Here is a 23,150-nt window from a genome sequence, read left to right on the forward strand (position 1 = left end):
TCCTTAAAAATCGGCGGCAGCCAGGGCCGCGAGCCAGTCGGCATCGACCGGGCGACGGCGCCAGGCGCACAGATAGCGCGAGTCGCCAAAGGAGAGGATCTGGCAATCGGACAGGTGCGTTGTCAGATGCATCTGCGCTGCGAACGACGTGAGGTCGTCGATCGTCGAAGGAATTTCGCGCATGGCAATCAACACGTCGGCGCGGCGCTCCAGAAGCAACGTCGTCGGGCCGCTGCACGCGCTGATGTACTCCCCTTCCTGCATCGCCAGGGCGTGCTCCAGCACGGCGTACCAGGCTTCGTCAGACATGAGGGCTCCCGAGACGGGCGAGACTTCCCCTTCGATGCAAAAAGATGTTGTCAACGACTTCGCATAGCGCGGTCAGGAGAGACTGGCGGTAAGCCAGATCCGGGAATAGCTCTACCGGGACGTCAGCCATTGCTCGCAATATTCGACCGGCCCAATCCAAGACGTTGCCCGCTCCGGCGAATTCTCGCCATCGCTGCAAACAATGCGTGAGATGTCGACACGCGTTTTGAATGTCGAAAAGACTGGCAATGAGCAAATCGACCAGCACCTGATCGAACAAGTCAGGCTCCTCGTGAAGCGTCGCGGGGCGTTTGCGCCTGTGGCGTTCCCTGGCGCTTGAAAGCAGCAAATCGTCCGCGGATCGGATCAATCTCAGTTGAAAGAGCAAATCCAGCATCGGTTGAAACGCTTCCGGCGGATGCGAAGGCACTTCCGAGGCGAGATCGGCTGCAAGCGCACATTCGAGAAATTCCAACGCCAGGCCTCGGCGCTCGAATCCGAACTTGTCAATGAGGTAGCGATACGTTACGGCCTCGCCCGTGCCTGCGCCGACCAGCGTGTGATATGCCTGTCGAAGATCGCTGCCGTCGATGTTCATCCGCGACGCGAAGGTGTTCACGACGTGCCCGGTGTTGAGTCCGGCGCTCACGCGTGCATGGCCATATTCGCGAATCAGAGCGGCGAGGGCGTCGTCGATTTCCTCTTTCGTTCTCGCATCGAGCTCGTCGTCCTCGAGGAGACCGGCCAGCACCAGGGCGAGCTCCTCCGGCATGGGAAAGAGATTGCGCGTGTGTTCATAGGCGGCGCCAAAGTTCGCACCGCCGCTTTGTATCATGGTGCGCACGCGTGCAAGCTCTGCCTTTTGCGTGTCGGACATTGCACCGCGGCGCTTGGACGCGCTTCCCCTGGCGGGCTTTTCCACCCGTCGTACCGCCTGCCTTTGTGCCATGGTCGCCAGCAACGAAGACAAGCTGTCCTTGCCGGCAAAGAGCGATCCGCGCGGGCTTTGCGTCAGTACCAGCTTGTTGCCGGTCTGTTCGCCAAAGGAGCCGGGCGCCGCAATCTGGCGAGTGCCGGCGACTCGTGAAAGGTCGATGTTAGCCACGGGAGCGTTCCACTAGAACCTTCAGCGCATCCACCGCGTCGGTGATATCCACGGGCGTGCGCACACGCTCGCGTTCAAAGCGAGCATCCTCGGCGAGCATGCGCGGCTGAATGAGGAAGAGCCGTACGGATTGATGATCGTTCGTGTTTCGAAACTGAAACAGGCGACCGATCATGGGAATGTCACCCAGCAGCGGAATCTTCTCCATGCCTTCGGTGTTTTGGCTTTGCGTGTAGCCCCCAACCAGCAGGCTTTGCTCGTGCTGTACTCGCGCGACGGTCGAGATCTTGGTGCTGGAGACGACAGGAAGATCGAGTCCGGACCCTTTGCCTGGCGCGTCGCTGTTGCCGTCCTCGATGTTCAGTTCCATCTCGATCCGCCCATCCGGGGAAACCACATGCGGCGTCACACTGATCATGGTTCCGTAGGTGAACTTCTCCAGCGCGGCAACACGCTCGCCCCGGACCCTCACAAGAAATGTCTTGCTGTTGTCGAAGACGGCGGGACTGTTGTCCTGTGCCAGCAGTATTGGGCGCGAAACGATTCGCGCCTTTTTCTGTTGGCTCAACGCAGTCACCGATGCCATGAATTGCATGGCCTGCGAACGCGAGAGCGTTGCCGCCGTATTGAATCCGACATTCACCGGCCCGAAGTTCCCGCTCGCGGACCAGTTGACCCCCAGTTCGTCGAAGTTATTTTTGTGGATGTCGATGACCCATAGCGACAGTTCGACTTGATCCTTGGCGACGTCGAGCTGTTCGATCAGGCGGCGGGCCGTGGCAAGCTGCTGTCCCGTGCCTTCCAGAAGCAGGCTGTTGCTGGATGGATAGGCGACGATGTTCATCGGCGCCACATCTCCGGCAGCGGCGGTAGCTGTTGTAGTGGCGTTTGCAGGCCCCTGGGCGAGTTGGCCGGTTGACGTCGCGTTCCCCGGAGGAACCAGGGGGGCTGGCGTTTGGGTATCGAAAGGAGGCATTTCACCAACACCTGCCGGCAGCGGCAGGCTGGTCACTTTCGAGTCGTCGTCGCGAGGCCGCGCACCCGGGTCTTTCGGCGGCGCGACCGTCACCGAGGCGCCGCGTCCGAGCACGGAGGCAAGCACCTGCGCAAGCCCGGACACAGACGACTGAACACCTCGCTGCGTGTAGCTTCGTTCTCCGACGGGAACGTGACGAATCCTGATCAATTCGATGTGACGCTCAGTCCGCTGCGTGAATTCTGTTTGCGTGTGCAGGAGCGAGGCGGCAGCTTGCACGACCTCGACATACTTGGGCGGCCCGGAAACATAGACGAGATCGGTTCCCACGGCGTGCTTAATGGGGAAGCGACTGTCGTAGAGTGCGGATTTTTTCAACGACGACACCAGGCTGTCGACAGTGTCCGACGAGACCGCCAGCATCGCGGAGGCGACCTCCGAATTGTCGTACACATAGATGATTTGACCGTCGAAGTACCAAATCAGGCCGAGGCTCGACGTGACGCGTTCGATAAGCTCGAATGGCCGGCGCAGATCGAACTCGCCGCTGATACGATATTGACGCGCCTTGCTACTCAGACGCGTAGCCTTGTGAATCTCCGATCCGATGGCCTTGAACAATTGCTCCACCGGCTCCTTTCGAGCGATGAAGCGTGCGCGTGAGGTGTCGGCGGCAGGGACGTCGACGTCGGTTGACGAGGGCGATTGCGCGGCGCGAGGCCCGCTCGCCGACAATGGGTCGGCGCTCGGTGCGCCGTGTGTGGCGGCGGTCGCGATTAATAGGACGAGTCCGATGCAAGCTTGCTTGATCGGAGTGGAATCTAAGAACATACAACACTTTTTATGGTTAATAGGTCGCGCAGCACCTGCGGCAGGACTCGGCGAGTATCCAGTTGCAAATGGCAGTGGACGTGCCAGGCGTTCCCGTCATAATGAAAATCACAGTCGATCGTGACGACCCATCTCAACCACCAGCACGACAATAGCGAGAGTACGTCGTCGAAAACGTACTCTCCGTTCGGGGTCATGCTGAGGCTCAGGGAAATGGAACCGTCGGCATCGTTCCGACTGAGTTCGACGGCTTCCGGCCGAGGCGCGTCAGGGCAGGAGATGTCGCGCATTTCTTGCTGTCTTGGGCGTGAAGCCGAAAATCTGTTTGATATCGTTGCTCACGTGCGACGCCGACGTATAGCCATTTGCCACGGCGATATCGAAGATGGTCCGATCGCTCTCGATGATCTCGAGCACCGTGCGAGCCGCGCGCCATGAACGAAGGCGGGCTTTGGTGGCGTGTCCGAGGGGACGGCGACACAGTCGGCGAAATTGTGTGTACGACAAGCCGTAGTTGACGCATAGCTCGTTCAGATGAGCGTAATCGCCGGGACTCTGTATCAGATACTTGGTAAGCGCATACGATTCCTGGGCACGCAAATGGTGCAGGAGCGCATTGCCGGGGGTGCCCTGCATCACTTCCAACATTAGCCAGTGCCCGAGCTGATCGGCATTTTCAAGCGCACCCAACGGCGCGGTCTGCAGGCAAATCGATTCGAGCGGCGGGTTTTGGACGATTTCCGGATTCAACGCGGCATCGATAAAAGCCAAAAAACAGCACAATTCACCCTCGGGTACCACGCGATACTCGCGCTTGGCGTCGAATTGCGCCCGCAGCCGTTTGGCGCTTGCAACGATGGTGCTCGCCCGGCCGAGTGGCACCGTGCGCGCTCTGCGACCACCTCCCTTCGCGGCGGTGTAGTGAATGTTGCAGGTATCGCCACGCAGCGCCACCAAAAGATCGCCTGATCCAAAGGCGATCTTTTCCGCTAGGCCACCGAGTGTCGATGTGCGGTCGTTCCCGGTTCGGCCGGTCATTGCTTGTCCGTCGACCATATTTCGATCTCCCTCTCAAAGGTGCCGTCGGGACCGCTCGATGGCATCGCACATTGCCCCAGATGCGCAGCCAAGGCGTGAGTGTCACTGCTGAACGTTACTGAACCGTCCTGGTATCGGTACGAAATTGTTGCTTTGGCCATGGCATGGGCCTCCAGGAACGGCAGTGTGCAATTGACGATCTGTTCGTTTAGTTCGCGCGACATCATTTCACTCTCCATGATGGACAGGGTGGGTGAAGACGATGCGCAACCAGTCATATAAGCGGCAAGCGTAAAGGCGGGAATTGCGATCCAGATTTTCATAACCCTCCTTTCGTTACCTTGCGCATTCAGTGGGCTCAATTATCGAAAATGATGTCGCTTTACAAAATAAGAGGAATCCGATAGTTGCGAGGGACTGAGGGCGGGTACATTGCGAATCTAAGCTTCCCTTGGCTGGGTTTTTGAATGCCGAAAGATCGCTGTACTTTCGAGGATTGGCCGGTCGGGGAAGGGATCAGTCAACTAATCATGGGGCAGTCTCTCGCACCAGGCGAGGCGCCATAATTCTCGGAGGCCATTTGTTCGTACTCAAGGTGTTGAACGGTCCGCTGTTCGGGGCGGAGTTCGCGCTGCCTGCCGATGAGTGTTTTGTTAGGACGGTGGATCCGGATCTTCGGGCCGTCGTTCCTGAGGTTGAGCGTGCAGTGGATGCGATGGCAAGCCACGAGGTCTTGACAATTCCGTTGCCCGGCCCGTGCCCGAGCTTCATGTTGAAGCCGAAGGATGGCGTGCTGTACATCGAGGTTTTCGATCGCGAGTGCGAGGTGGCCGAGCGGGAGGTCGAACTCAATGCGCCCATTGCTGTCGGTGCGCTCCGTATCGCCCTGCGCCATGCGAGGGACGCGTGGTCCGAGGCCGTTTTGCAGGACTGCCGGACCTCTGTGACCGGCGTATCGCAGAGTAGCCGTCGAAAGACAATTCTTGCGTGGATCGGGATGGCCGTCCTGGCCATGGGCGGGCTCGCCGCGGCGTGGCATCTGTCGCCGCTGACACCGCCGGCCGATCACACCGTCCATCATCTGGCCGGCGATCACGGCGTAGTTCTTGAGAGCGCCACGGGCGAGCCATACGTGGTGGCGCACAGCGTGGAAGCCGCGGGCGCGATTCGTCGCACCTTGCAGAAAACGGGAAGCCCGACAAACGTGACGGTAGTCACACGCCAGCAGGTGATCGAGAGAATCGAACGAGTGCTCGAGGAGTCCGGCGTCCGCTATTTCTCCGTGGGTTTGTCGGACCCGAGGCGACCGCTGTTGACACTACCCGCACATTTGCCGAGCGGAGTGAGAAGCCGGCTCGACGGCGCCATGGCCTACGCCTATGAACTCGACGTGCGGCTTCGCAGCGAGCAAGACGCGCAGCGTGCGGCCATGGACCTCGTTCGGGATCTCGGTCTGACGGCGAACTACAGCGCCACATCGGATCGATTCACGGTTTCCATCAGCGACCACCTGAGCGACACGCAACTGGATGCACTCGGGAGTGCTTTGTACACATACAGAAAGCACTGGGGCGGGCGCTACGTGCATTTTGTTATCAATCAGCGCGACCTGGCCCAAATCGATGGAATCAAGGTTGGACGCTTCGGCTACGAGTTGAGAGGGGCGCGCCATTTGTTCTTTGGGGAGGCGGCTAATGAAGTAATGTAAGGCGCTCAAAAAAGCTGAGATTCACCATCTTTTGCCAGTTGAGCTTCCATTCTCCGGTGGGTAAAAATAAATTGACAGATGTGGTGAATATAATCGCCTGTGATTTGTTTTAATTTGTTTTGTTTTAATTAATTTATATTTGACATAAAGGAAGAAATAATGTCTGAAATGCTGCGTGTTATTAAGGCTCCCGTTCCTGGAGATGATCCTGTTCCTGATCCTAATAAAAAAGAAAATTTCATTACCAGGCTGTTCGAGAAATTTGCGGGTGCGACAGTCGAGTCGACTAAAGAAAAGGGCAAAAGACACAGTTTCACGGATCACTTGAATGAGCAGATCGATGAGTTGGGAACGGGCGACAGCAGCGATCCGCAAAAGCTTGCACGCTATCAAAAGGCCATGATGATGTTCAGCGTACATACGAATGCGCAAGCGTCGGTGATCAAGGGTATTGGTGACGTCGACAAGGGCGTTATTCGAGATTTTAACTAAAGTTCCAGGTCGCTACCGTCTTTGGATGCCACTACGCCTCAGGAGTGGGTAACCCCCTTCTTGGGGCGGAGTGGCGAGGAAATCGTCTCTCCTCGCCGCGTGCGATGGTGTCGATGGCCAGGAGTGGTTCAGATTTCGACAAGAATGTTATTGGTTGGAAACCAATTGTGATGAAAAGGAAAAGTAGTGGCTGATAATTTCATTACTAAGCTGTTCGATAAATTTGCGAATGCGAAAGTCAAATCACATGTAACAGGTGAGGAACATTCTTTCACCGATCACTTGAACGAACAGATCGATGCGCTGGGTACGGGCGACAGTAGCGATCCGCAAAAGCTTGCGCGCTATCAGAAGGCCATGATGATGTTCAGCGTGCATACGAATGCGCAAGCATCGGTGATCAAGGGTATTGGTGACGTCGACAAGGGCATCATCCGAGACTTCAACTAACATTATTTTTTGCAAGATGTCAGCAATTATCAAGCCGGTGCAGGCAATGTGGACTCAGTCAGAGGCGCAAGTCGATGCTGCAGGCCTGTCACTCGAGGGGCGCATGCTCAGTGAGCTCGCCAGGTTTTCGGAAAGCGCGGCGAATCGTCAGAATCATCTCGCTGAAGTCGTCAGCACTGCGTCTGACGACCCCATGCGGTTGCTCAAGGCGCAGGCTGATCTGGCGAAATTTCATATTGAAATGTCGTTGAGCAGCGCGTTGGCGCGCAAGGGTGTCTCGGTTGTTGAGACGCTGGTGAAAGCTTGAGCCGCACTTCGAGCCGCAGTCGCCTCCTGGCGGTCGCGGCGTCCTTGCTCGTGCTGGGCTCGCTCGCCGCGTGCCGCACGGAGCTTCTGACGGGGCTAAGTCAGCGGCAGGCGAATGAAGCCATCGCGCTTTTGCAACGTCATGACATCGAGGCCGAGAAAAAGGAGCTTGGGAAAGGGCGCTTCAAGGTCGAAGTGGGTAGTGGCGATTTCCCGGATGCGGTTAGCTTGCTGGATCGGCACGGGCTGCCAAGACGCGATGACCAGTCGATCGCCGATCTGTTTCCGACAGATTCGCTCGTCAACTCGCCAGCGGCCGAGCGCGCTCGTTTGATCTCGGGGATCGAGCATCGATTGGAGCAGACAATTCAATCGATCGAGCGAGTGCTTTCCGCGCGTGTTCATATCAGCTATCCGCTGTCGGAGCGTAGCTATGCGGGCCAACCCATGCATGCGTCCGTAATGGTGACCTATGATGGTCCGCTGGATGACGCAATCCTGATCCAACGCCTGAAGCAACTGCTTAAGAACAGTTTCGATGCATTGAGTTACGACAATATTTCCGTTGTCGTATTTCAAGCCTCCGAAATGCCACAAGCGCCTCCCGCCCATTCGCCGAAGCATTGGTCGGCTGCGTGGCGTTGGGTGCCTGTCGCCCTGTTGGCAATCGTCGCGATGGCTGTGCCTGGCGTCCTGTTCTGGCGGCGTAGGGTGCGGGCGAAACGAGGTGCATCGTGAGTCCTCCGAGTGCGCTGATTCGAACACTTTATGATCCGGTCGGCTGGGCGGATCCGGAATGGTTCGCCCATTTCGGTGTGGACGGCCGCTGGCCTCGGCGTTTCGCCAACCGTGTCATGCTGCGTCGCGCCCAGTTGTCGAATGTCCGGCGTGAAGATTGTGACAGCGCGCTCGCCAGGTGGCTGGTTTTGCATTGGGCGGACCTCCCTGCCGTGGCATACCTCGCTGGAGCGCGTCTGGCTCGCGGGCGGCTGGCGGGCGGCAATGCACTGACGAAACTTCGATTTAACGCGCTCGGCTTTTTGGCATTGCCGATTCCGATTCTCGACAGACGGCCGTTCATCGATAGCGCGTTTGCGTCACCGGTGGGTGCCGACGTCGATGCGGATCGGCTCGCGCTTGCGAGCGGGGTGAGTTGTGTCAAGGTCGCGACGCGTGCGCTTGCGTTTGGCTGGCAGCAGCGAATACGGTTGAAATTCCCGTACTCGTGTGATTGGCGGGATGCCACCTGCGCTGAGCCGCCGGGTGTCGCCTTGGGGCCGAGAGTTGCATTGAGGCTGCTGCAATCGGCAGCCTATTTCTATCATGCTGAGAACCATTGAAGATCCATTTTTCCCTTCCCCGGCCGATGCCGAGGAAGGAGGGCGCGAGCGGGCATCGTCTTTTTCGCCGCTGGTCAAGCAAGCTGAGATCGATCGTGGGCGTACTGCTGCCGACTTGCTGTCTCAGGCTGAGAAGCAGGCGGCGGCGCTGATTGCTCGTGCCGAGCAAGACGCCGTCAAAATTCGTGCGAACGGTTTTCGTGAGGGCGTGGCCGAGGGGATCTCCGCTGCACTGGCACCGATATCCACCTTGGTGTCGCAGTGGGAGGTGATTCATCGGGCTTTACAGGAGAAGATCGCCGTCGCTTTGCGCGACTGCATCCAAGACTTGTTTGAGAACGATCAAGTGCTGAGCGCGCTTCTGGACGCCATATTGGCTGAGCACCTACCTCAAAAGCCCGAGAGCATACGCATTTTCGCGCCATCGGACGCTGCCGTTCGCGAACTGAAGTCGCGGTGCGAGGCGCTTGGCATTTCTGCCGTGGTGGAGCTGGGGAGGGAAGTGGACGTCTTCTCTATCGCCTGGGGCGGACATGTATGGAAGGCGCATCTCGCGGACATCAAGGATCATGTCTGGAACGAATCGCAGCGGAATGTCGAGGCGACGGAGCTTTCCGACGTGCGCGATGCTTGTCGGGCTGCATTGCTCGACATCGCCGAGCGATTTTCCCGCGGTTGACGGTACCGATGGTCGTGCTGCCCTCAGCATGGGGAGAGGGCGCAGGCCGAAAAATCCTCAGACTTGCAAAAATCCAGAGAGTATTTCCGTAAGCTTCATCATATATTTTGAGTGGGTCTGCGATATGGTGTCCAGCCACGTGCTTGCTCGGCTTGCTTCGTGGGATAGCGCTTCAACGTCCGTGTTGTGTGTTTTTTGAACCTCATCAAGAGCCAATTGCAGGCTTTGCGTCACGTGGCTATTCACGCCCTCGCCGAGCACCTGCTTCAGACGATGCTCCCACAGGACAGCCCCATCTAGCGGGTGCTTCCCATTTTTCAGGTTGTCAATAACTTCTGAAGGTGAATTGACAACCTCTGCAATAGGAATGAGTCTGGAAAATGAAACGCGAATTTCATATCGATTTTCCTTATTGCCGGTGTCGACCACTTCGACCGTGCCAGCGCGGAATCGGCCTGCGGCTCTATTTGCAGCGTCCAGGTCGTTGAATTTTCCAAGCGCCTCGGAATTCTTGCCCCATTTCTCACAAAATTTATTAAGCTCAACTAAGATTAATCTGCCATTAAGATGGCTCTTTCCTTCCGCCTGGCCTTTCACCTGCTTCCTGATCGTCGTGACCAGTTCGCTAAGGGCAACGATGTACTTTGTGTACTTTCCAACCAAGTCTACCTGGGGATCACTGACGTTCTTCTGCACATTTTCCACTGTGGCTTCGAAGTGATCCAAGGAGCTTTTTAGTTCAGGAGGAAGATCCTCGCGGTCTTCAGGAGAAAGACTTTCGAGGTTTTGAAGGGCGGCAGTAATTTTCTGTTTTACTTGCACATTGAGGTTGTCCAGGTATAGCGCCTTGGCCTGGAGAGGCAAATGCCTGAATTCCAAGTCAAGTTTGGTCGCAACTTGTGCCTCGATATGTGCCTCGAGGTCTTCAAAAACTCCCGGCTCTTCAGGTGTTGGGGAAATATCTTTGGCTGCCGAATCCGCGGAGATGTTTCCGGGATAGACGCTTGGGCGTGGGTCGAGATTAAATGCGCCGATTATGGCCATTGTCAGTCATCCATATGAGGGAAAAGAATGTGAAAGGATAGCGCACTTGTGGTATGCGCATTTGCAAAAATGTGCCACCAATTGGAATTCTCGACCTACACCCACCGACGATATCCGTTGGTGGTCAATTTTTACAAGTTAAATGGCGCTCGAACATGTATCGTGCGCATCTGAGCAAGGACGGTTTCAGTATGAATCATTCGGAATCAATGGACAATCAGCCAAGTGTCGCTAACGCGCTTCCCTCCATGGACGAGGAGCAGCTTGAGAAATTGTTCGATCGTGTTCTCGAAGGTGTCCAGGAAGGGGCGACCTTCAAGGATATGTATGGCATCTCAAGTGACACGATGGAGGAGATCTATGCACATGCGTACGGTTTCTACCAGCAGGGGCGCTTGGACGAGGCCGAATCGTTGTTTCGCCTTCTGTGCATATATGACTTCCACAACGCGGATTATGCGCTTGGGTTGGGTGCGGTTTTCCAACTTAAAAAGCGCTATGAGAAGGCGCTGGATGTCTACGCAATGGCCTATACGATTGGCGGAGGGAGTGACGAGCGAGCCATGTTCTATGCGGGGGAGTGCAATTTGCTATTGCGCAGGCTAGGAAAAGCCAGACTCTGTTTTGAGACCGTACTCGAAGATGCTCGTGATTCGCGTTTCGCGGCCAAGGCGCAGGCCTATTTGGATGCGATGGCGGGGGGCGCAGGTAGTAAGTGTGATTGACGAAAAAACGGGAGTGGATAAATCGTGGCAGAGCTGCGTGTGGGGCGTCTTGGTAATGCGGTGGTGAATGCCGCCCAAAGTCAAACCGTCGGAAGCAAGAGGGAGATAAATCAGACTCGCAAGCTCCCGTTGGGTGATGTCGTGGCGGAGTTGCAAGCTCGTCGGAATAGTAGTGCGGCTGGGTTGACAGGGCTTGCCGTGCCAGATGAGCGACCTGAACTGACGCCCCCGACGTCGGAAGCGCTGAAGCAAGCCGCGCCTGAGGAAGACGAGGGGCCCGGCGCGCCGCGCGGCGGGGGCAAATCGGGAGAGAGTGTCTCGCTTGGGGATGCCGGCGAGGCATTCGAACAAAAACTTACGGGGACCATCCGCCTGCAATACTTGCTCGATCAGCTTCGAGAGGCGGTGGACAAGAATACCGAAGAGAATCTCGTTTCATCATTGGAGCAATTCAAGGAGAAGAACAAGGCACAGCGTGCATTTCACGCAAAGAAGTCGGAAGAGATTCAGCAGAAAGAGGCCGCCGCACGTAAGGCCCAGGAGGTGATGGGGTGTATCGGCAAAATCGTCGGCGGAATCATTACGGGTATCGCTATCGGATCCGCTTTGATCACTGGGGGAGCGAGTTTAGCGTTGGCGGGCATCGGGCTTGGGTTGATGGCGGCCGATGCCCTGGCGGAGAAGCTCACCGGTGAGTCATTGACAGGGCGCCTTCTCAGCCCATTGATAGAAAAGGTCTTCACTCCATTGGCCCAATTGATCGGTGGCGCGATTGCCGATGTGCTTAAAAAACTCGATGTCGACGCGGAACTCGCCGACACCATAGGTGCGGTCGCAGGTGCCGTTGCGGCAGCCGTCGCGGTGATTGCCGCGGCTGTAGTCGCAAAGTCGCTGCCCATCGGGAAGGCGATACAAGCGGCGATTCGGCCGTTAACGAAATCGATCGGCAAGATGATACCGAAATTGGTTTCCAGCGCGAGCAGCAAGTTGAGTAGTGCGTTCGCGAGCGGCATGGGAAAGGTGAACAGCGCTGTCTCGCGAACGGTGACGAAATTGAGTGGCAAGGTGGGGATTACGAACGCGCAGGTGGCGAGCTTGCAGGCCTCGCGAGTCGCTATCGCTGGCGGAGCCGTGGAATCCAGCGCCAGGGCCGGTGTTACCGCCTATGTTGGCGTGACCCAAAATCAAGTTGCTCAGGCGAACGCTGAAATTACTGAAAGGCTCGCCGATAACGAGGTGTTCCATAAAACCGTTCAAATGGCGGTCGACATGTGGCGGCAGAATCAGACGTGGGTAGAAGGTCTCGGGAATCGCGCCACGGAGGCGCTCCAAGCTCAGGACGAAGCCAATATGGAAATCCTTGGCAATACTCTCCACATGAGAAAGGCTGTCTGATCCCCGTATTTTTAACCTGATTGTTTTATTGAGGTAGAACATGGCCATCATTTTTCAAAACACAAGCGCTTCATTGGCAACCGTTGGCGTCCTTTCGACTGAGACGAGCAAGGTTGACGAGAAACAAGTTGATCAACTTCGTGATGCAGCCGCAGTTGCCCGGCTCGACGGAGGCGGGGCGCAAACCCGCGGCAGCCGTATTCCCGAGTTGCGCGAGCCTCGTGCCGAGAATCCTACGAACAACACGCACCTTAGTTTGGAAACCATCGTCGGGATTCTGATTGCTGTGATTCTTGCCCAAGCCCATGCCAATAGGGAGAGCATTAGTTCGAATTCGAAGCTGGAACTGAACCTCGCGGCGAGCAATGCCGAGTCCCAGCGTAGCGCAGGCCGTGTGGCGAGGGACTTTGCGTTCGGACAGGCCGGCACCATGATGCTCGGTGCGGGCATGTCGGCTCAGAGAGCCATGAAAGGCGCCAATTATCAGCTTAGTGCCGCCAGGACAGACCTGCCGAAAGCCAATGAGGCCAAGTTGTTTGCCTCGACGCCGAATCTGGCCCCTGGCGCGCGAGCGGACTTCGTCAAGCTTCGCGAAGCACACATGCTTACAGCCCAAGCGAAGGGCGCCAAGGCATCGATGGAGCATGCGAAGGCCGGGGCGATTAGGACCGCCGGGGATGCGGCCACCAGGGTGACGCAAGGAAGCGAGAGCGTCGCGGAGAGCGGGCATCGAGCGCATCAGGCCGAAGTGGCAGGCGAAAGTGCAGTCGCGAATCAGACGACGCAAGCATCACACAAGGATCGTGCTGCGATTGACGATTTCCAAAATGCCATTCAAGCGTTGCGAAATACGATACATCAGTCCAAAGACGAGGCGGCGAAGGCTATCGCTAGATCGTCCTAAGCCCCGCTTGCATTGGCAGCCCCGCTCTAGTCACTTGCTGTAAACGATTTTGTAGTTTCCCCTTCTGAACATAGTATGCCCATGACGATTGCTAGAACCGCAGGACGTTTAATTCAAGCGTTCACTTCGCATCCCTCCTCACCCAAGGCCGGTAGTTCTGCTGCGGGGGCGAGCAGCGCCGGTTGGGCTCGGATGATGACGAGTGGCACGAGTGGCTCAAGGGGGGGGGCAAGTGGCTCGAGCATCGCTCGTCGCGCTGCCGCGGCCGCGCGGTCGGCGAACGTTTCCGATCCGGCTTCCGCGACTGCGTTGCGTCCTCAATTAATGGCCATTGCTATGACTCAAGATGCGGGGGAGGACAATCAGTTTGCGTTTTCGTATGGCTCAACTGACTGCAAGGACGAGAACACCCTGCGGGACGATAACATCCAGCAGCTGGCCAACGAAATCCATGTTTCTCGAGCGATGCTCGGGGCGATTAAGCATGCTGCGGCGAAGGCAGGAAGCTCGGAAGCTACCTTCGAGCGTATCGAAGGACTTCGCGACGAGCTAAAAAATGAGCTGGGCGGAGTTTGGGATAAGCTTGAAAAAAAGTTGGGCGGGGGTAAGAACAAACAGCCAGGAGCAGATTATCTTCATACATCGAGCAAATCCAGGCCCCCCTCAGCCTATGAGGCCTACCAGAAGTTCGCCAAGAAATTCACGGGCGAGGTGTTCGACCTGCTAGGTCAGGTAGCGAAAGAATTGGCAGCGAAAGGTGGCCGCGTTATAGATGGCCGCGCTATAAGTGATTGTTCGGAAGCCGAGGTGCTGTTCAATTGGATGGTCGAGGATGTTGTGCGCCCGGCTATTGCCGAAAAACACAAGATTGAACCAAACAATGCATGGGCACATGTTGACTTTTCTCTTGTTAAGCGCTACGGGAGCACATGTGCGAATCTCCCCTCGAATACGCTGAATAGTTCGCTCAGGGTGCTTACCGAATTTATGGGCCAAGCATTTGAAATCCACAAGGCGCTACCCGACGTGGATCAGCCAAATGGCGAGGGAGATGCGGAGTCGCTTGTTGGGGACAGCGGGGATGACATCGATGGGTTCATCCGGGGGGCGCAGCCCGAATATGGGTCGCGCATCCCGGGGGGGCAGCCGCATTTTGGCGTACCCGGTTTCGGCCCCGGTGCTGCTGTACCGCCTGCCGCAGATGGGGGGAACGACGACACCGACAGCCCGGGCCGACTCCCAGGGGGAGAGGCACGAGCAGACTCACCTGCCGGAGGCGCCGGAGCAAACGTTACTATTATTGTCAACGATTACTCGAAACATATCGATAACTCTCAACATATCGACAACTCTCAGAGCAACGTCACTAACATTTTTAATTCTGGTGAGGCAACGACGGCTGCGCACGGTGGCGTGATGTCCGCTCCGGACGGTGCAGATACTCCCCAAGGCGACCCCAGTACCTCGGAGGGAGGTGGCGCGACGGTCGCGCACGCCGATGTGCCGCCCGAGGCACACGACGCAGGTACTCCCGGAGGCGGTGATGAGACCCGGCAGGGGGCGACTACCCCGTCGGCCACGGGCGCTGGCGTGCCGCTTGCTGTGCGCGACAAAGGTACACCCGAAGGCGGTGGTGGGATCCTGAAGGGGACGCCTGCCCCGACGGGCACGGGCGCTGGCGTGCCGCTTGCTGTGCACGACAAAGGTACACCCGAAGGCGGTGGTGAGACCCTGAAGGGGACGCCTGCCCCGTTGGCCACGGGCGCTGGCGTGCCGCTTGCTGTGCACGACAAAGGTACACCCGGAGGCGGTGGTGGGACCCTGAAGGGGACGCCTGCCCCGTCGGGCACGGGCGCTGGCGTGCCGCTTGCTGTGCACGACAAAGGTACACCCGAAGGCGGTGGTGGGACCCCGAAGGGGGCGCCTGCCCCGACGGGCACGGGCGCTGGCGTGCCGCTTGCTGTGCACGACAAAGGTACGCCCAAAGGCGGTGGTGGGACTCCGAAGGGGACGCCTGCCCCGACGGGCACGGGCGCTGGCGTGCCGCTTGCTGTGCACGACAAAGGTACACCCGAAGGCGGTGGTGGGACCCCGAAGGGAACGCCTGCCCCGACGGCTGCGCCCGCTGCTATGCCGCCTGCTCCGGAGGCAGGTATTCCTCGCGTCGGCGATGAGACCCCGAAGGGGGAGACTGCCCGGACGACCGCTCGCGCTGGTGTGCCGCCCGCTGCACACGGCGGAGGCACGTCCGTTTCGCGTGGCGGAAGTACTCTCCAGGGCAATCGTCGACCAAGGAGGCGTACCCTCGAGGACTACAAGAGCCGCAACGAGTTGTCGTTCGGCGACACAGACAAACGGCTGGGGATAAAGTGGGGCTTGAGCGAGGGGGCGAAGTCCACGCCTTCCGGGAAAGTCAGTGCTGGCAACGCTTCTCCCATTCAGGGGCAGACGTTCCAGAGCGCTTCCATTAACAAGGCTGCTCACGCATCAGTTTCGACATCGATCGGTGGTGCGCAGAAATCCGGTCAGATTGGGGGTGGTTCCGGCAGCACGACTTCTACACGTGGCGCGTACGTTGTTGACGACCTGCTTGATAGGGGAAACGATGGTGGTAGTGGAGGCGAGGACGAGGTCGAAGGAATTTGGCCCGCTGCGAAACAGCAGACGTCCACGAGCAGCACTATCAATCGTACTACCGATACGCTAACGTCGAATGTGGATAGTACTGCGGAGCAAGTTGTTAAAAAGGAGCACCCTCTCTTGCGCTGGGCGCTTGCGGAGGAGGGAACCGAAACCAAAGATTACCAAACGAAAGTCCGGATTGCCATGTGGGAAAGCGCTACGAAGGGGGGCTATCAATCCTCCAGCGGCGTGAAGTCCACTGGCACGGAGACATCTTCGCAGCGCGGGGCAACTGAAACAGAGCAACGCTTGAACTTGGGGGAAACATCACATCTGGAAGGGCTGGATGGTGTGGACGAACCCGTGTCGCCGATCGCTCCCGTACGAGGGGGCGATGGAAGTCACTTCAGGTCTACGTCTACGATCAAGCGCGAAGGTGAAGTACGTTGGGAGAATCCGGCAGGTAATTCGACGCAGTCATCGTCCAGCATTCGTGAAAACGGGGGGCACACGCGACTCTCTTCTGTTCGCACGCGGACCAGCGAAGAGACGGTACAGTCGCGCGATTTCAGTGAGCGTGCTTCGGCGCACCTGAAATTCGCGGCGGACGATACTCTCGAACGCGAACCGGAACTCCAAGGAGATCTGCGTATGTCGTCGCAATTTGCGACGCGTTCGCGTGGTTCCGATATTTCCGATATGAGCGTGGTGGACGAGAACGAGGGCAAAAAGGTAGAACTCTCGGGAGGGAACGGGAATGACCTGGCGCTCCAGATTCGTAAGATGTCAAAGTCTCCGAATGCCGTGAAACCCCTTGAACTCAGGGTCAAAGACAGTACGAAATGGCAGTACACAGGCAAGCGCTATAACGTCGATCCGTCACCGACGGTTCTGACGACCGAACCTACCTCGCATTGGGATATGTCCAAGTCGAACATACGCCCGAGCAATATGCCTCCGAGCGCTACGCAAGAGGCTCTCGCGCCTGCGGTAGGAAACGAGTCGGGCGAGTCGCCTTCCGAGACGGGACGGTTTCAGGGTGAAGGGACGAGTCGGACATGATGGCGGCAAACGAAGCACGGCCATGTTCGTCGGAGGACGAGGCCATGGAGTGGCAACTCGTGCGTGAAAGGGTGAGCGAATTGCTGATCGTCCATTTTGGATTGATTGGCAAGCAGGTAACGTTTGCCTCGAGATTGGACGAGGACCTCGCACTTGATTCTCTTGATTTGGTGGAGTTCGCAATGGTCCTGCGGGACCAGTTCCAGGTAGATCTGAGTATCGAGATGCTGCGGTTGCCATACACCGTGGGCGATTTGGCCGACCTGGTCGCCGCAGCGTCGGCGGAGCAGAGGGAAAAGGGCTGACCATGGTCTCTCGTTTTTGGACGAGCCTGTTTGCCATGGCGCTGCTGGGGACTGCCGAGGCAGTTCTGGCGGCGCCGCAAGCGACGGCCGGTAGTGGCAGCGAGCTGCCACTACAATGCTTCGTAGCCGCGGGACAACGCTATCGCATAGACCCGATGCTGCTATATGCGATAGCCGAGGTTGAATCGAACCTTGTTCCGTCTGCAACAAATCGGAATCGAAACGGAAGCGTCGACTACGGTGTGATGCAGATCAATAGTCTGCACCTGCCGAAGTTGAAGGGCATTGGCATTGACGAGCGTCGACTGCTGGAAGAGCCGTGCGTGTCGGTGCATGCCGGCGCTTCCATTTTGGCCGAGATGATAGCCCGTTACGGCTATACGTGGGCAGCCGTCGGGGCGTATAACGCCGGTGGGGGCACTGCGCGGGGGGCGGCGCGCCATCAGTATGCAACGAAGGTTTGGCGTCGCTATTCCGCAATGGTCTCGACCCGAGAGCGCGCGATGCCGGGGACCAGAGGGGAGAATGAGGGCGCCGGTCGGCGTCGCAAGAAGATAAAAACGATCATGTTGCAGAGCCGGCCCGAAGAATCTGTGTAGTTGCCACGTGGCATGTGAGTGCTCACCTCGCGAATTCAGGTGAGCGGCCGCGTGACATAACCTTGCAATTTTGAACTTCAAACCTAGCACGTGCCGGACTCAACCTCAGGAGGAGCGTTTAATGAATTCGGAAAGGGCTTCAATAAATGGTTTCAATGGACAGGTTCAGGCAATTTTCGCTGCGTCGCAACGCAAACCCATAAACTCCGCGCACAAGGCAATCGTCGCCGCCAAGTCGGTCGCCTCGGCGCCGAGGATAAGAAACGATAGCGAGGGAAGTGTTGATATGCATGCGAGATGCGCTGCCAGCGTGATTCTAAAACCAAATCGTGGCGGTGAGTATGAGCCGAACCTCGCGGCGCTGGATATGGGGGCAGTCTACTTTTCGCACATGCGAATGAGCCTGGTGGCTGTGAATATGGCGCATCATGAACGGAAGTCTGGACAGTCGGGGTGTTGCACTTTGCTTTAAGTGGACCAGACTGGAAGAGTCTAACAAGACCTCTACCATCGGCAATGCGCAGTCCGCCATCCGCCATCGATGTCGCCTTCGCCAAAGCTGGAAAATCCAAACCCGGTGCCATCGACTTCGCCTACAAGGCCGCGCCGTTGAGGATTCTGGCCAATGGTCACGCCGTCCAGGTGAATCAGGAACCCGGCAGCGCTATCACCTGCTCAGAGCTATGAACTGAAGCAGTTTCACTTACGTCATCCCTTCGAAGCGAAAATCGACGGCAAGCCCTACGTTTTGGTAGCCTGCCTGATGCACCAGTACGCCGAAGACAAGCTGGCGGTGAATACTTGGCTCATCCTTTTTACGCCCAGCATTTTTTTGCGGGCACGCATCCGGTAGTGCCCCCTTGACCCGAATGCCCGATTGCCCGGTCATTCGGACACCTCGGTAAGCGCGTGGTACTTCTTTGAAACGGTCGTTGTAGTGACCGTATTTCTTCTACAGACCAGCCACACCATTGTGAATGGTAGATCGCCACTTATCTACGTAGTGTGCAGTGGTCAAGGCCGTGGTGTTTGGTTGCCGTTGCCGGAGCCGACGCCACTGGACTCGTAAGCGCCGACGATCGAACGCTTAGACCATTCGTCGTACTTGCCCATGCCCCCCAAAGGTTGGATGGATGACCAACTTTTTGGGGGTAGTTCATTCTGCGTCAGGGTCGTCAAGCGTAGACCTTTTCGCCACACCGTTCAAACCGGAAACGAGTTACTAGCTGGACGACATTAGGTCTTGAGCTTTCTGGCGCTTTCTTCAATTGATGAAAAATTCTTGTATAAATCGTCTTTTATTTTCAATTGGTAAGAAATTTTCTCTTCTTCGATTTTGAATCTACATTCATCGTGGGATAGTTTTTTTGTAAATTCGTCAAGTTTTTTTATTTCATTCGTGATCTTTGACATGGCGTCGGCAGCAGAAACTTTATCTCCGGGAAGCCCGAGATACCTGGCCGCTTCCTTGCGTTCTGACTTGTATCGGTCCTTGGAAATAAAATTCTTTATGATGTTATCCCCATACCCAAACTTTAAAGTTCCGTTTTTTAGTCTTGCGATGGAATTTTTTCCGTTATTTTGAGATATCTCAACAAGGGAAGATAGGAGCGATTTTCCTCGCTCCTTGGCGTCATGTGCTTCGGCGATGTCTTCGTAGACTTTGGATAATGCATTTCTCACGAATTTTAGATCGGATTGCAGCGTGCTGCGATCTTGTTCTAATGAAGGTGTTTTTTTGTGGGGATTTTCTGTGGCTTTGGAATGATTGGAACTGATTGAACCTATCGACATCTACTTTCCTGATTTTAAAACGTCATGGGGATGCGGCGATCTTTATCGACGCTATCGGGATACGGTGCTTGATGCATGGTTGTCCATACGTGTATCGCGTCAGCTTCGCTTCACCTTAACATCCGAGCTCGTGCTGAATGATAAAGGTGTTCTATCTTTCGAATTTTCATATTTCGACCACTTGTAGAGCTCTTCAATCAAACCGGGTCTTGTGCCATGCGTTGATTTCGGAGAGAGCGGAATTAGGGCGCCGTGAACGGGCAGTCAGATAAGGTGAGGAATACAGTGGAAAACCAGATTATTCCGATATACACAGGGCCCGAGAGGCGGAATAATTGAGTCTGCTGCGCTCACGGCCCGTAGCCCAACTGCAGGAATGGAGCGCTGTCAGTGCGTAGTGAAAAATGCAGGATTCTTCTGCGGGTGTAGCTCAATGGTAGAGCAGAAGCCTTCCAAGCTTATGACGAGGGTTCGATTCCCTTCACCCGCTCCAATATGGAAGTGTGGTCGAGCGGTTTAAGGCACCGGTCATGAAAGCCGGCGCTGGGCGACTCTCAGAGAGTTGGAATCTCACCACTTTCTCCAGTACGGGACGTTAGCTCAGTTGGATAGAGCAACAGCCTTCTAAGCTGTCGGTCGCTGGTTCGACTCCAGCACGTCCCGCTCCCAAGGGCCTCTAGCTCATGCCTGGTTAGAGCAGCGAACTCATAATTCGTTGGTGCCGCGTTCGACTCGCGGGAGGCCCACCAGTTTTTTCATTCCAGGCCACTCGTCGCGTGAGCCGGACTTTCAACGGAAACAGGAATGCGAGGAAAGCGAATATTTGCTTGCGTTGCATGCGCTTCGACTATTGCCCACGCAGGCCCACATATCGACCGAGCGATATGCGGCGGCGGAGGCGCGATCGTGGCGACTTGGCAGTGCAGCGATTTGGATGGCGAAGCGTTCTGCACACTGTGGGGCGTTGATGTTGCGCGTGTGGGACGCTGGGGGAAGCAGAGTGTATTCGTGATCGATGGGCCGAAAAGCGTCGAGCGCGTAGGATTCGAGGATGCCTGCCGGGGCGGTCGTTGTTCACGTCCTGAATATTCGGTTTGCTCGATTCCTGTGTCGGAGGTAATAGACGAGGCTCTGCTCAAGGCGCGACCGGTCGGAAATCACCCGCATGGCAGTCAAGATCGTTCCATCGAGGCGTGCGGCAACACTAGCTGACGCCGCGACTGCTTCGCGCCCGGCTTGTTGGCTCGAGGCTTCGCTTGGCCGTAAGCTTCAACACTTCCATGTCGATCATTGTCCTGGCCAGCGGATTCTTCAGTCGCGTGTTGACTGGACGCCGACTGGCCTTGTTTGTCGGAGCAAGGCCAGTCATATTTGTCGCTTTAAACGGTCTCAACGTTTTCCGAAATTATGCGTTTGCGAGTCCGAGTCTTGCCTTCCAGGAGATCAAATTCGCAAACCATGCCTTGATCGCAGGTCAGCGTTTTGTCTTTGCCGGGGCGAACATGATAGGTCGTAGGCTGTTCGCACTCGATGCCAGGCCCCTTGCAGGTTCGGTATGATTCAACGGCAATAATCGTATTGCCATTGTTTTCCACGACATAGCCTTTCCCTTCTTTCTTGACGCTCGTCGCATACCGTTCCTCTGCTGGACGAACGATTACCATTGCCCCGAAACCGGTGAGCACGTTCAGCCCGGCCGATAGCGAGTCCTCATACTTCTTGATTTCATCGTTATTCAAGACAAAGTCGTCCTTCGCCTTGGGGACCACGGGGACAAAGCGGACGCGATAGTAGCGTTCGGAATCCCGATTTCCGCGATACAGCAATCGTACGGCCTGCATGCCATTCGCTGGAACGATCAGTCTCGCCGGGCTCGCAACCAGGCCCTGGCCATCGGGCTTGCTCAGCAAGGCTGGATCGATGGGAACTTCGACCTGAGTTCCGTCGCCTTTGATTTGTATCTCGACCACTTCCACGCGCACAAAGGCCGTCGCATCGCCGGTGTTACGGATTTGCTTGAGGACCGAGGAGTTGCCTCCTCCCAGGTAGTCGAACATCGTCCCGATGTTGATAGCGGGGGCGGCCGCATTCGCGCAGACGGGCATTCCGAGAAGTAGTCCAACCAAAGTGGAAATAAGTAGGCGTGTTTTCATTGACAGTTGCTCCTTCGATCAGTGGCAAATTCATTGCCCAGAGTGAATGTGTTGGCGTCATCAGGACCAGTGAATAACGCGTAGGTACTGGTGGGGGCTATAGAGTCAGTATGGATTCGAGCGACGATGAATCACTCCGTGAGCGCGTCAAATATGACCGATATGCGCTCTCCGTATCTTGTTTCCATATTTCTCCCCATCTCGGCAAGTCCGCCGTTGTCGATGCCTATATCCAGAAGTCCCTGCGCATTATTCAGATACCTGTCGACCATAATCTTGACGGGTGTGTGTGCTGTGAGAGGGATTCGTGAGAAGGGGAGGCTCGACTCCGTGGTTGCTCCAATGATCGTCAACCGCAAATCGAGCGGCACTTCAGACGACTTTTCGTTGCGAAGCACGCATCGCCCATCCTGGGCGGGCTGTGTGCCGCAGCGTATGCTTACCTGCAATGGGGAGCCACTGGACAAACCGAAGTCGACGTGGTGATCGATTCGGCCTCTTGGCTTGCCCCCGTTAAACCATTGATGCCAGCCCTGTGGGGGCGCGAGATCGACAACGATGAGACTGTTTTGATTGGAGAGGTGAAATGGGTGATTAACGACAAGAACGAATTCCAAATCGACCGACTGGCGGCTCACGCGAGCCTGGTCTCCGAAATCGAAGTCCTGCCCGGGCCCGACAAAAAAAGTATGCGAGCCTCGATAGATGCCACTGGGCAAATCAACCGGATTAGGCGGCACCAGCTCGTAACTCAAGGCAAGCGATCCGCCTGGAATTGAAATTTCACCAGCGGCAACGTCGCGCAGCGGAGTTCCGGCGCACCCGCCATCGGAAGGCGTTGCCCAGGCAAAAGTCATTGCATTGGGCGACGTTGGTCTGGGCGCCGGGATGGCTGCGCAACGCCCTGAAGGCGCATGCATGCCGCTGCCGAAAATTCCCGCCATGTCGGTCTTGCCGGGGGCAACGTATTGGCCAGCGATTCCTGTCACCCGGAACGTTGCATATGCCACTCGGTTGCTCTTCTCTTCGCGAAGAAGGATCCGCGTCTGAGCATTGGGCCACCGAACGAAGAATGCCTCGCGAGATGTCGCACCGGCAGCCACCGGACCATATTCGACTGGACCGATGGGTAAATCGATGGTGTTCATGCCCTGGCACGACCATGCACCACTCCGGCATAGTTTGCTCGCCGGGGTAACGTTCACGAATCCGTTACCCTTGACTGCTCGAGTGGACGGTCTGTACTCCGCCGAGATGGTTACGTCAGCGGCGTTGGCAAACTGCGAATAACCACTAACGCCGGTGACCAGGGC

At 56.8% G+C, this 23,150-nt stretch carries 23 protein-coding genes and 3 tRNA genes; 16 read left to right on the plus strand and 10 right to left on the minus strand.

Going from position 1 to position 23,150, the window contains the following annotated elements; genetic code table 11:
• Nucleotides 1-3: 3 nt before the first annotated feature.
• The 5 genes from RO07_RS05085 to RO07_RS05105 all read right to left on the minus strand — a co-directional run bounded on the left by RO07_RS05085 (nucleotide 4) and on the right by RO07_RS05105 (nucleotide 4,582).
• Nucleotides 4-309 carry a hypothetical protein gene (locus tag RO07_RS05085; protein WP_039408616.1) on the minus strand — a complete coding sequence of 102 codons (306 nt, stop codon included), beginning with the start codon at nucleotides 307-309 and terminating at the stop codon, nucleotides 4-6.
• Entirely contained in the window at nucleotides 302-1,414 is a 1,113-nt protein-coding gene (locus RO07_RS05090; RefSeq protein WP_039408617.1) for an HrpJ domain-containing protein, read from the minus strand. The genes RO07_RS05085 and RO07_RS05090 overlap by 8 nt, the downstream gene beginning before the upstream one ends.
• Nucleotides 1,407-3,221 (minus strand): type III secretion system outer membrane ring subunit SctC, encoded by a 1,815-nt coding sequence (sctC, locus tag RO07_RS05095; protein ID WP_084072445.1) that lies wholly within the window; start codon nucleotides 3,219-3,221, stop codon nucleotides 1,407-1,409. The genes RO07_RS05090 and sctC overlap by 8 nt, the downstream gene beginning before the upstream one ends.
• Nucleotides 3,222-3,488: 267 nt before the next feature.
• A complete protein-coding gene (locus RO07_RS05100; protein WP_084072446.1) occupies nucleotides 3,489-4,277 on the minus strand; it encodes a helix-turn-helix domain-containing protein in 789 nt (262 codons plus the stop codon).
• A complete protein-coding gene (locus tag RO07_RS05105; protein WP_039408619.1) occupies nucleotides 4,256-4,582 on the minus strand; it encodes a hypothetical protein in 327 nt (108 codons plus the stop codon). Before RO07_RS05105 ends, RO07_RS05100 begins: the two co-directional genes overlap by 22 nt.
• A 257-nt stretch (nucleotides 4,583-4,839) precedes the next feature.
• Here RO07_RS05105 and RO07_RS05110 point away from each other — a divergent pair, with 257 nt between their 5' ends.
• From RO07_RS05110 to RO07_RS05140, 7 genes are all read left to right on the plus strand, one after another.
• Nucleotides 4,840-5,967 (plus strand): PrgH/EprH family type III secretion apparatus protein, encoded by a 1,128-nt coding sequence (locus RO07_RS05110; protein ID WP_039408620.1) that lies wholly within the window; start codon nucleotides 4,840-4,842, stop codon nucleotides 5,965-5,967.
• A 159-nt stretch (nucleotides 5,968-6,126) separates the two neighbouring features.
• Complete coding sequence (locus RO07_RS05115; protein ID WP_039408621.1) at nucleotides 6,127-6,459, plus strand: EscF/YscF/HrpA family type III secretion system needle major subunit; 333 nt, start codon at nucleotides 6,127-6,129, stop codon at nucleotides 6,457-6,459.
• Between the two features lie 186 nt (nucleotides 6,460-6,645).
• Nucleotides 6,646-6,909, plus strand: coding sequence for an EscF/YscF/HrpA family type III secretion system needle major subunit (locus RO07_RS25455; RefSeq protein ID WP_084072448.1), 264 nt, complete (start codon nucleotides 6,646-6,648; stop codon nucleotides 6,907-6,909).
• Between the two features lie 16 nt (nucleotides 6,910-6,925).
• A complete protein-coding gene (gene sctI, locus RO07_RS05125; protein ID WP_039408622.1) occupies nucleotides 6,926-7,216 on the plus strand; it encodes a type III secretion system inner rod subunit SctI in 291 nt (96 codons plus the stop codon).
• Complete coding sequence (sctJ, locus tag RO07_RS05130; protein ID WP_052267036.1) at nucleotides 7,213-7,953, plus strand: type III secretion system inner membrane ring lipoprotein SctJ; 741 nt, start codon at nucleotides 7,213-7,215, stop codon at nucleotides 7,951-7,953. Before sctI ends, sctJ begins: the two co-directional genes overlap by 4 nt.
• Nucleotides 7,950-8,555, plus strand: a complete 606-nt coding sequence (locus RO07_RS05135; RefSeq protein ID WP_072636960.1) for a hypothetical protein — start codon at nucleotides 7,950-7,952, stop codon at nucleotides 8,553-8,555. Before sctJ ends, RO07_RS05135 begins: the two co-directional genes overlap by 4 nt.
• Entirely contained in the window at nucleotides 8,539-9,234 is a 696-nt protein-coding gene (locus RO07_RS05140; protein ID WP_039408624.1) for a hypothetical protein, read from the plus strand. Before RO07_RS05135 ends, RO07_RS05140 begins: the two co-directional genes overlap by 17 nt.
• Before the next feature lie 57 nt (nucleotides 9,235-9,291).
• Here the strand turns inward: RO07_RS05140 and RO07_RS05145 are convergent, their stop codons facing one another.
• Entirely contained in the window at nucleotides 9,292-10,278 is a 987-nt protein-coding gene (locus RO07_RS05145; protein WP_039408626.1) for a hypothetical protein, read from the minus strand.
• Between the two features lie 191 nt (nucleotides 10,279-10,469).
• Here RO07_RS05145 and RO07_RS05150 point away from each other — a divergent pair, with 191 nt between their 5' ends.
• The 6 genes from RO07_RS05150 to RO07_RS05175 all read left to right on the plus strand — a co-directional run bounded on the left by RO07_RS05150 (nucleotide 10,470) and on the right by RO07_RS05175 (nucleotide 17,890).
• A complete protein-coding gene (locus RO07_RS05150) occupies nucleotides 10,470-11,003 on the plus strand; it encodes a SycD/LcrH family type III secretion system chaperone (RefSeq protein WP_269466452.1) in 534 nt (177 codons plus the stop codon).
• Between the two features lie 24 nt (nucleotides 11,004-11,027).
• On the plus strand, nucleotides 11,028-12,398 hold the full coding sequence (sctE, locus tag RO07_RS05155; protein ID WP_160118069.1) for a type III secretion system translocon subunit SseC family protein: 1,371 nt from the start codon (nucleotides 11,028-11,030) through the stop codon (nucleotides 12,396-12,398).
• Nucleotides 12,399-12,438: 40 nt separating this feature from the next.
• Nucleotides 12,439-13,302 carry a hypothetical protein gene (locus tag RO07_RS05160; RefSeq protein ID WP_039408632.1) on the plus strand — a complete coding sequence of 288 codons (864 nt, stop codon included), beginning with the start codon at nucleotides 12,439-12,441 and terminating at the stop codon, nucleotides 13,300-13,302.
• 336 nt (nucleotides 13,303-13,638) lie between these two features.
• Nucleotides 13,639-16,986: a hypothetical protein gene (locus RO07_RS05165; protein WP_147284551.1), complete on the plus strand. Its 3,348-nt coding sequence runs from the start codon at nucleotides 13,639-13,641 to the stop codon at nucleotides 16,984-16,986.
• Nucleotides 16,983-17,291, plus strand: a complete 309-nt coding sequence (locus RO07_RS05170) for an acyl carrier protein (protein WP_039408636.1) — start codon at nucleotides 16,983-16,985, stop codon at nucleotides 17,289-17,291. The genes RO07_RS05165 and RO07_RS05170 overlap by 4 nt, the downstream gene beginning before the upstream one ends.
• 2 nt (nucleotides 17,292-17,293) lie before the next feature.
• Nucleotides 17,294-17,890 carry a lytic transglycosylase domain-containing protein gene (locus RO07_RS05175; RefSeq protein ID WP_072636962.1) on the plus strand — a complete coding sequence of 199 codons (597 nt, stop codon included), beginning with the start codon at nucleotides 17,294-17,296 and terminating at the stop codon, nucleotides 17,888-17,890.
• A gap of 703 nt (nucleotides 17,891-18,593) precedes the next feature.
• Here the strand turns inward: RO07_RS05175 and RO07_RS25760 are convergent.
• Together RO07_RS25760 and RO07_RS25765 are read right to left on the minus strand one after the other, a co-directional pair.
• Nucleotides 18,594-18,779, minus strand: a complete 186-nt coding sequence (locus RO07_RS25760) for a hypothetical protein (RefSeq protein WP_147284550.1) — start codon at nucleotides 18,777-18,779, stop codon at nucleotides 18,594-18,596.
• 347 nt (nucleotides 18,780-19,126) lie between these two features.
• Complete coding sequence (locus RO07_RS25765) at nucleotides 19,127-19,684, minus strand: hypothetical protein (protein WP_147284549.1); 558 nt, start codon at nucleotides 19,682-19,684, stop codon at nucleotides 19,127-19,129.
• A 419-nt stretch (nucleotides 19,685-20,103) separates the two neighbouring features.
• On the opposite strand from RO07_RS25765, the gene RO07_RS05180 reads away from it, so the two are divergent.
• The 3 genes from RO07_RS05180 (at nucleotide 20,104) to RO07_RS05195 (ending at nucleotide 20,433) form a co-directional block, all read left to right on the plus strand.
• Nucleotides 20,104-20,177, plus strand: a tRNA-Gly gene (locus tag RO07_RS05180).
• A 96-nt stretch (nucleotides 20,178-20,273) separates the two neighbouring features.
• Nucleotides 20,274-20,347 (plus strand) — tRNA-Arg (locus RO07_RS05190).
• Between the two features lie 7 nt (nucleotides 20,348-20,354).
• A tRNA-Ile gene (locus RO07_RS05195) sits at nucleotides 20,355-20,433 on the plus strand.
• A 630-nt stretch (nucleotides 20,434-21,063) separates the two neighbouring features.
• Here RO07_RS05195 and RO07_RS05200 read toward each other — a convergent pair.
• Together RO07_RS05200 and RO07_RS25770 are read right to left on the minus strand one after the other, a co-directional pair.
• A complete protein-coding gene (locus tag RO07_RS05200) occupies nucleotides 21,064-21,837 on the minus strand; it encodes a fimbrial biogenesis chaperone (RefSeq protein ID WP_039408637.1) in 774 nt (257 codons plus the stop codon).
• Between the two features lie 131 nt (nucleotides 21,838-21,968).
• On the minus strand, nucleotides 21,969-22,985 hold the full coding sequence (locus RO07_RS25770) for a hypothetical protein (RefSeq protein ID WP_147284548.1): 1,017 nt from the start codon (nucleotides 22,983-22,985) through the stop codon (nucleotides 21,969-21,971).
• Nucleotides 22,986-23,150: the final 165 nt, after the last annotated feature.

This window comes from Pandoraea pulmonicola (genome assembly GCF_000815105.2).
Classification (GTDB): domain Bacteria; phylum Pseudomonadota; class Gammaproteobacteria; order Burkholderiales; family Burkholderiaceae; genus Pandoraea; species Pandoraea pulmonicola.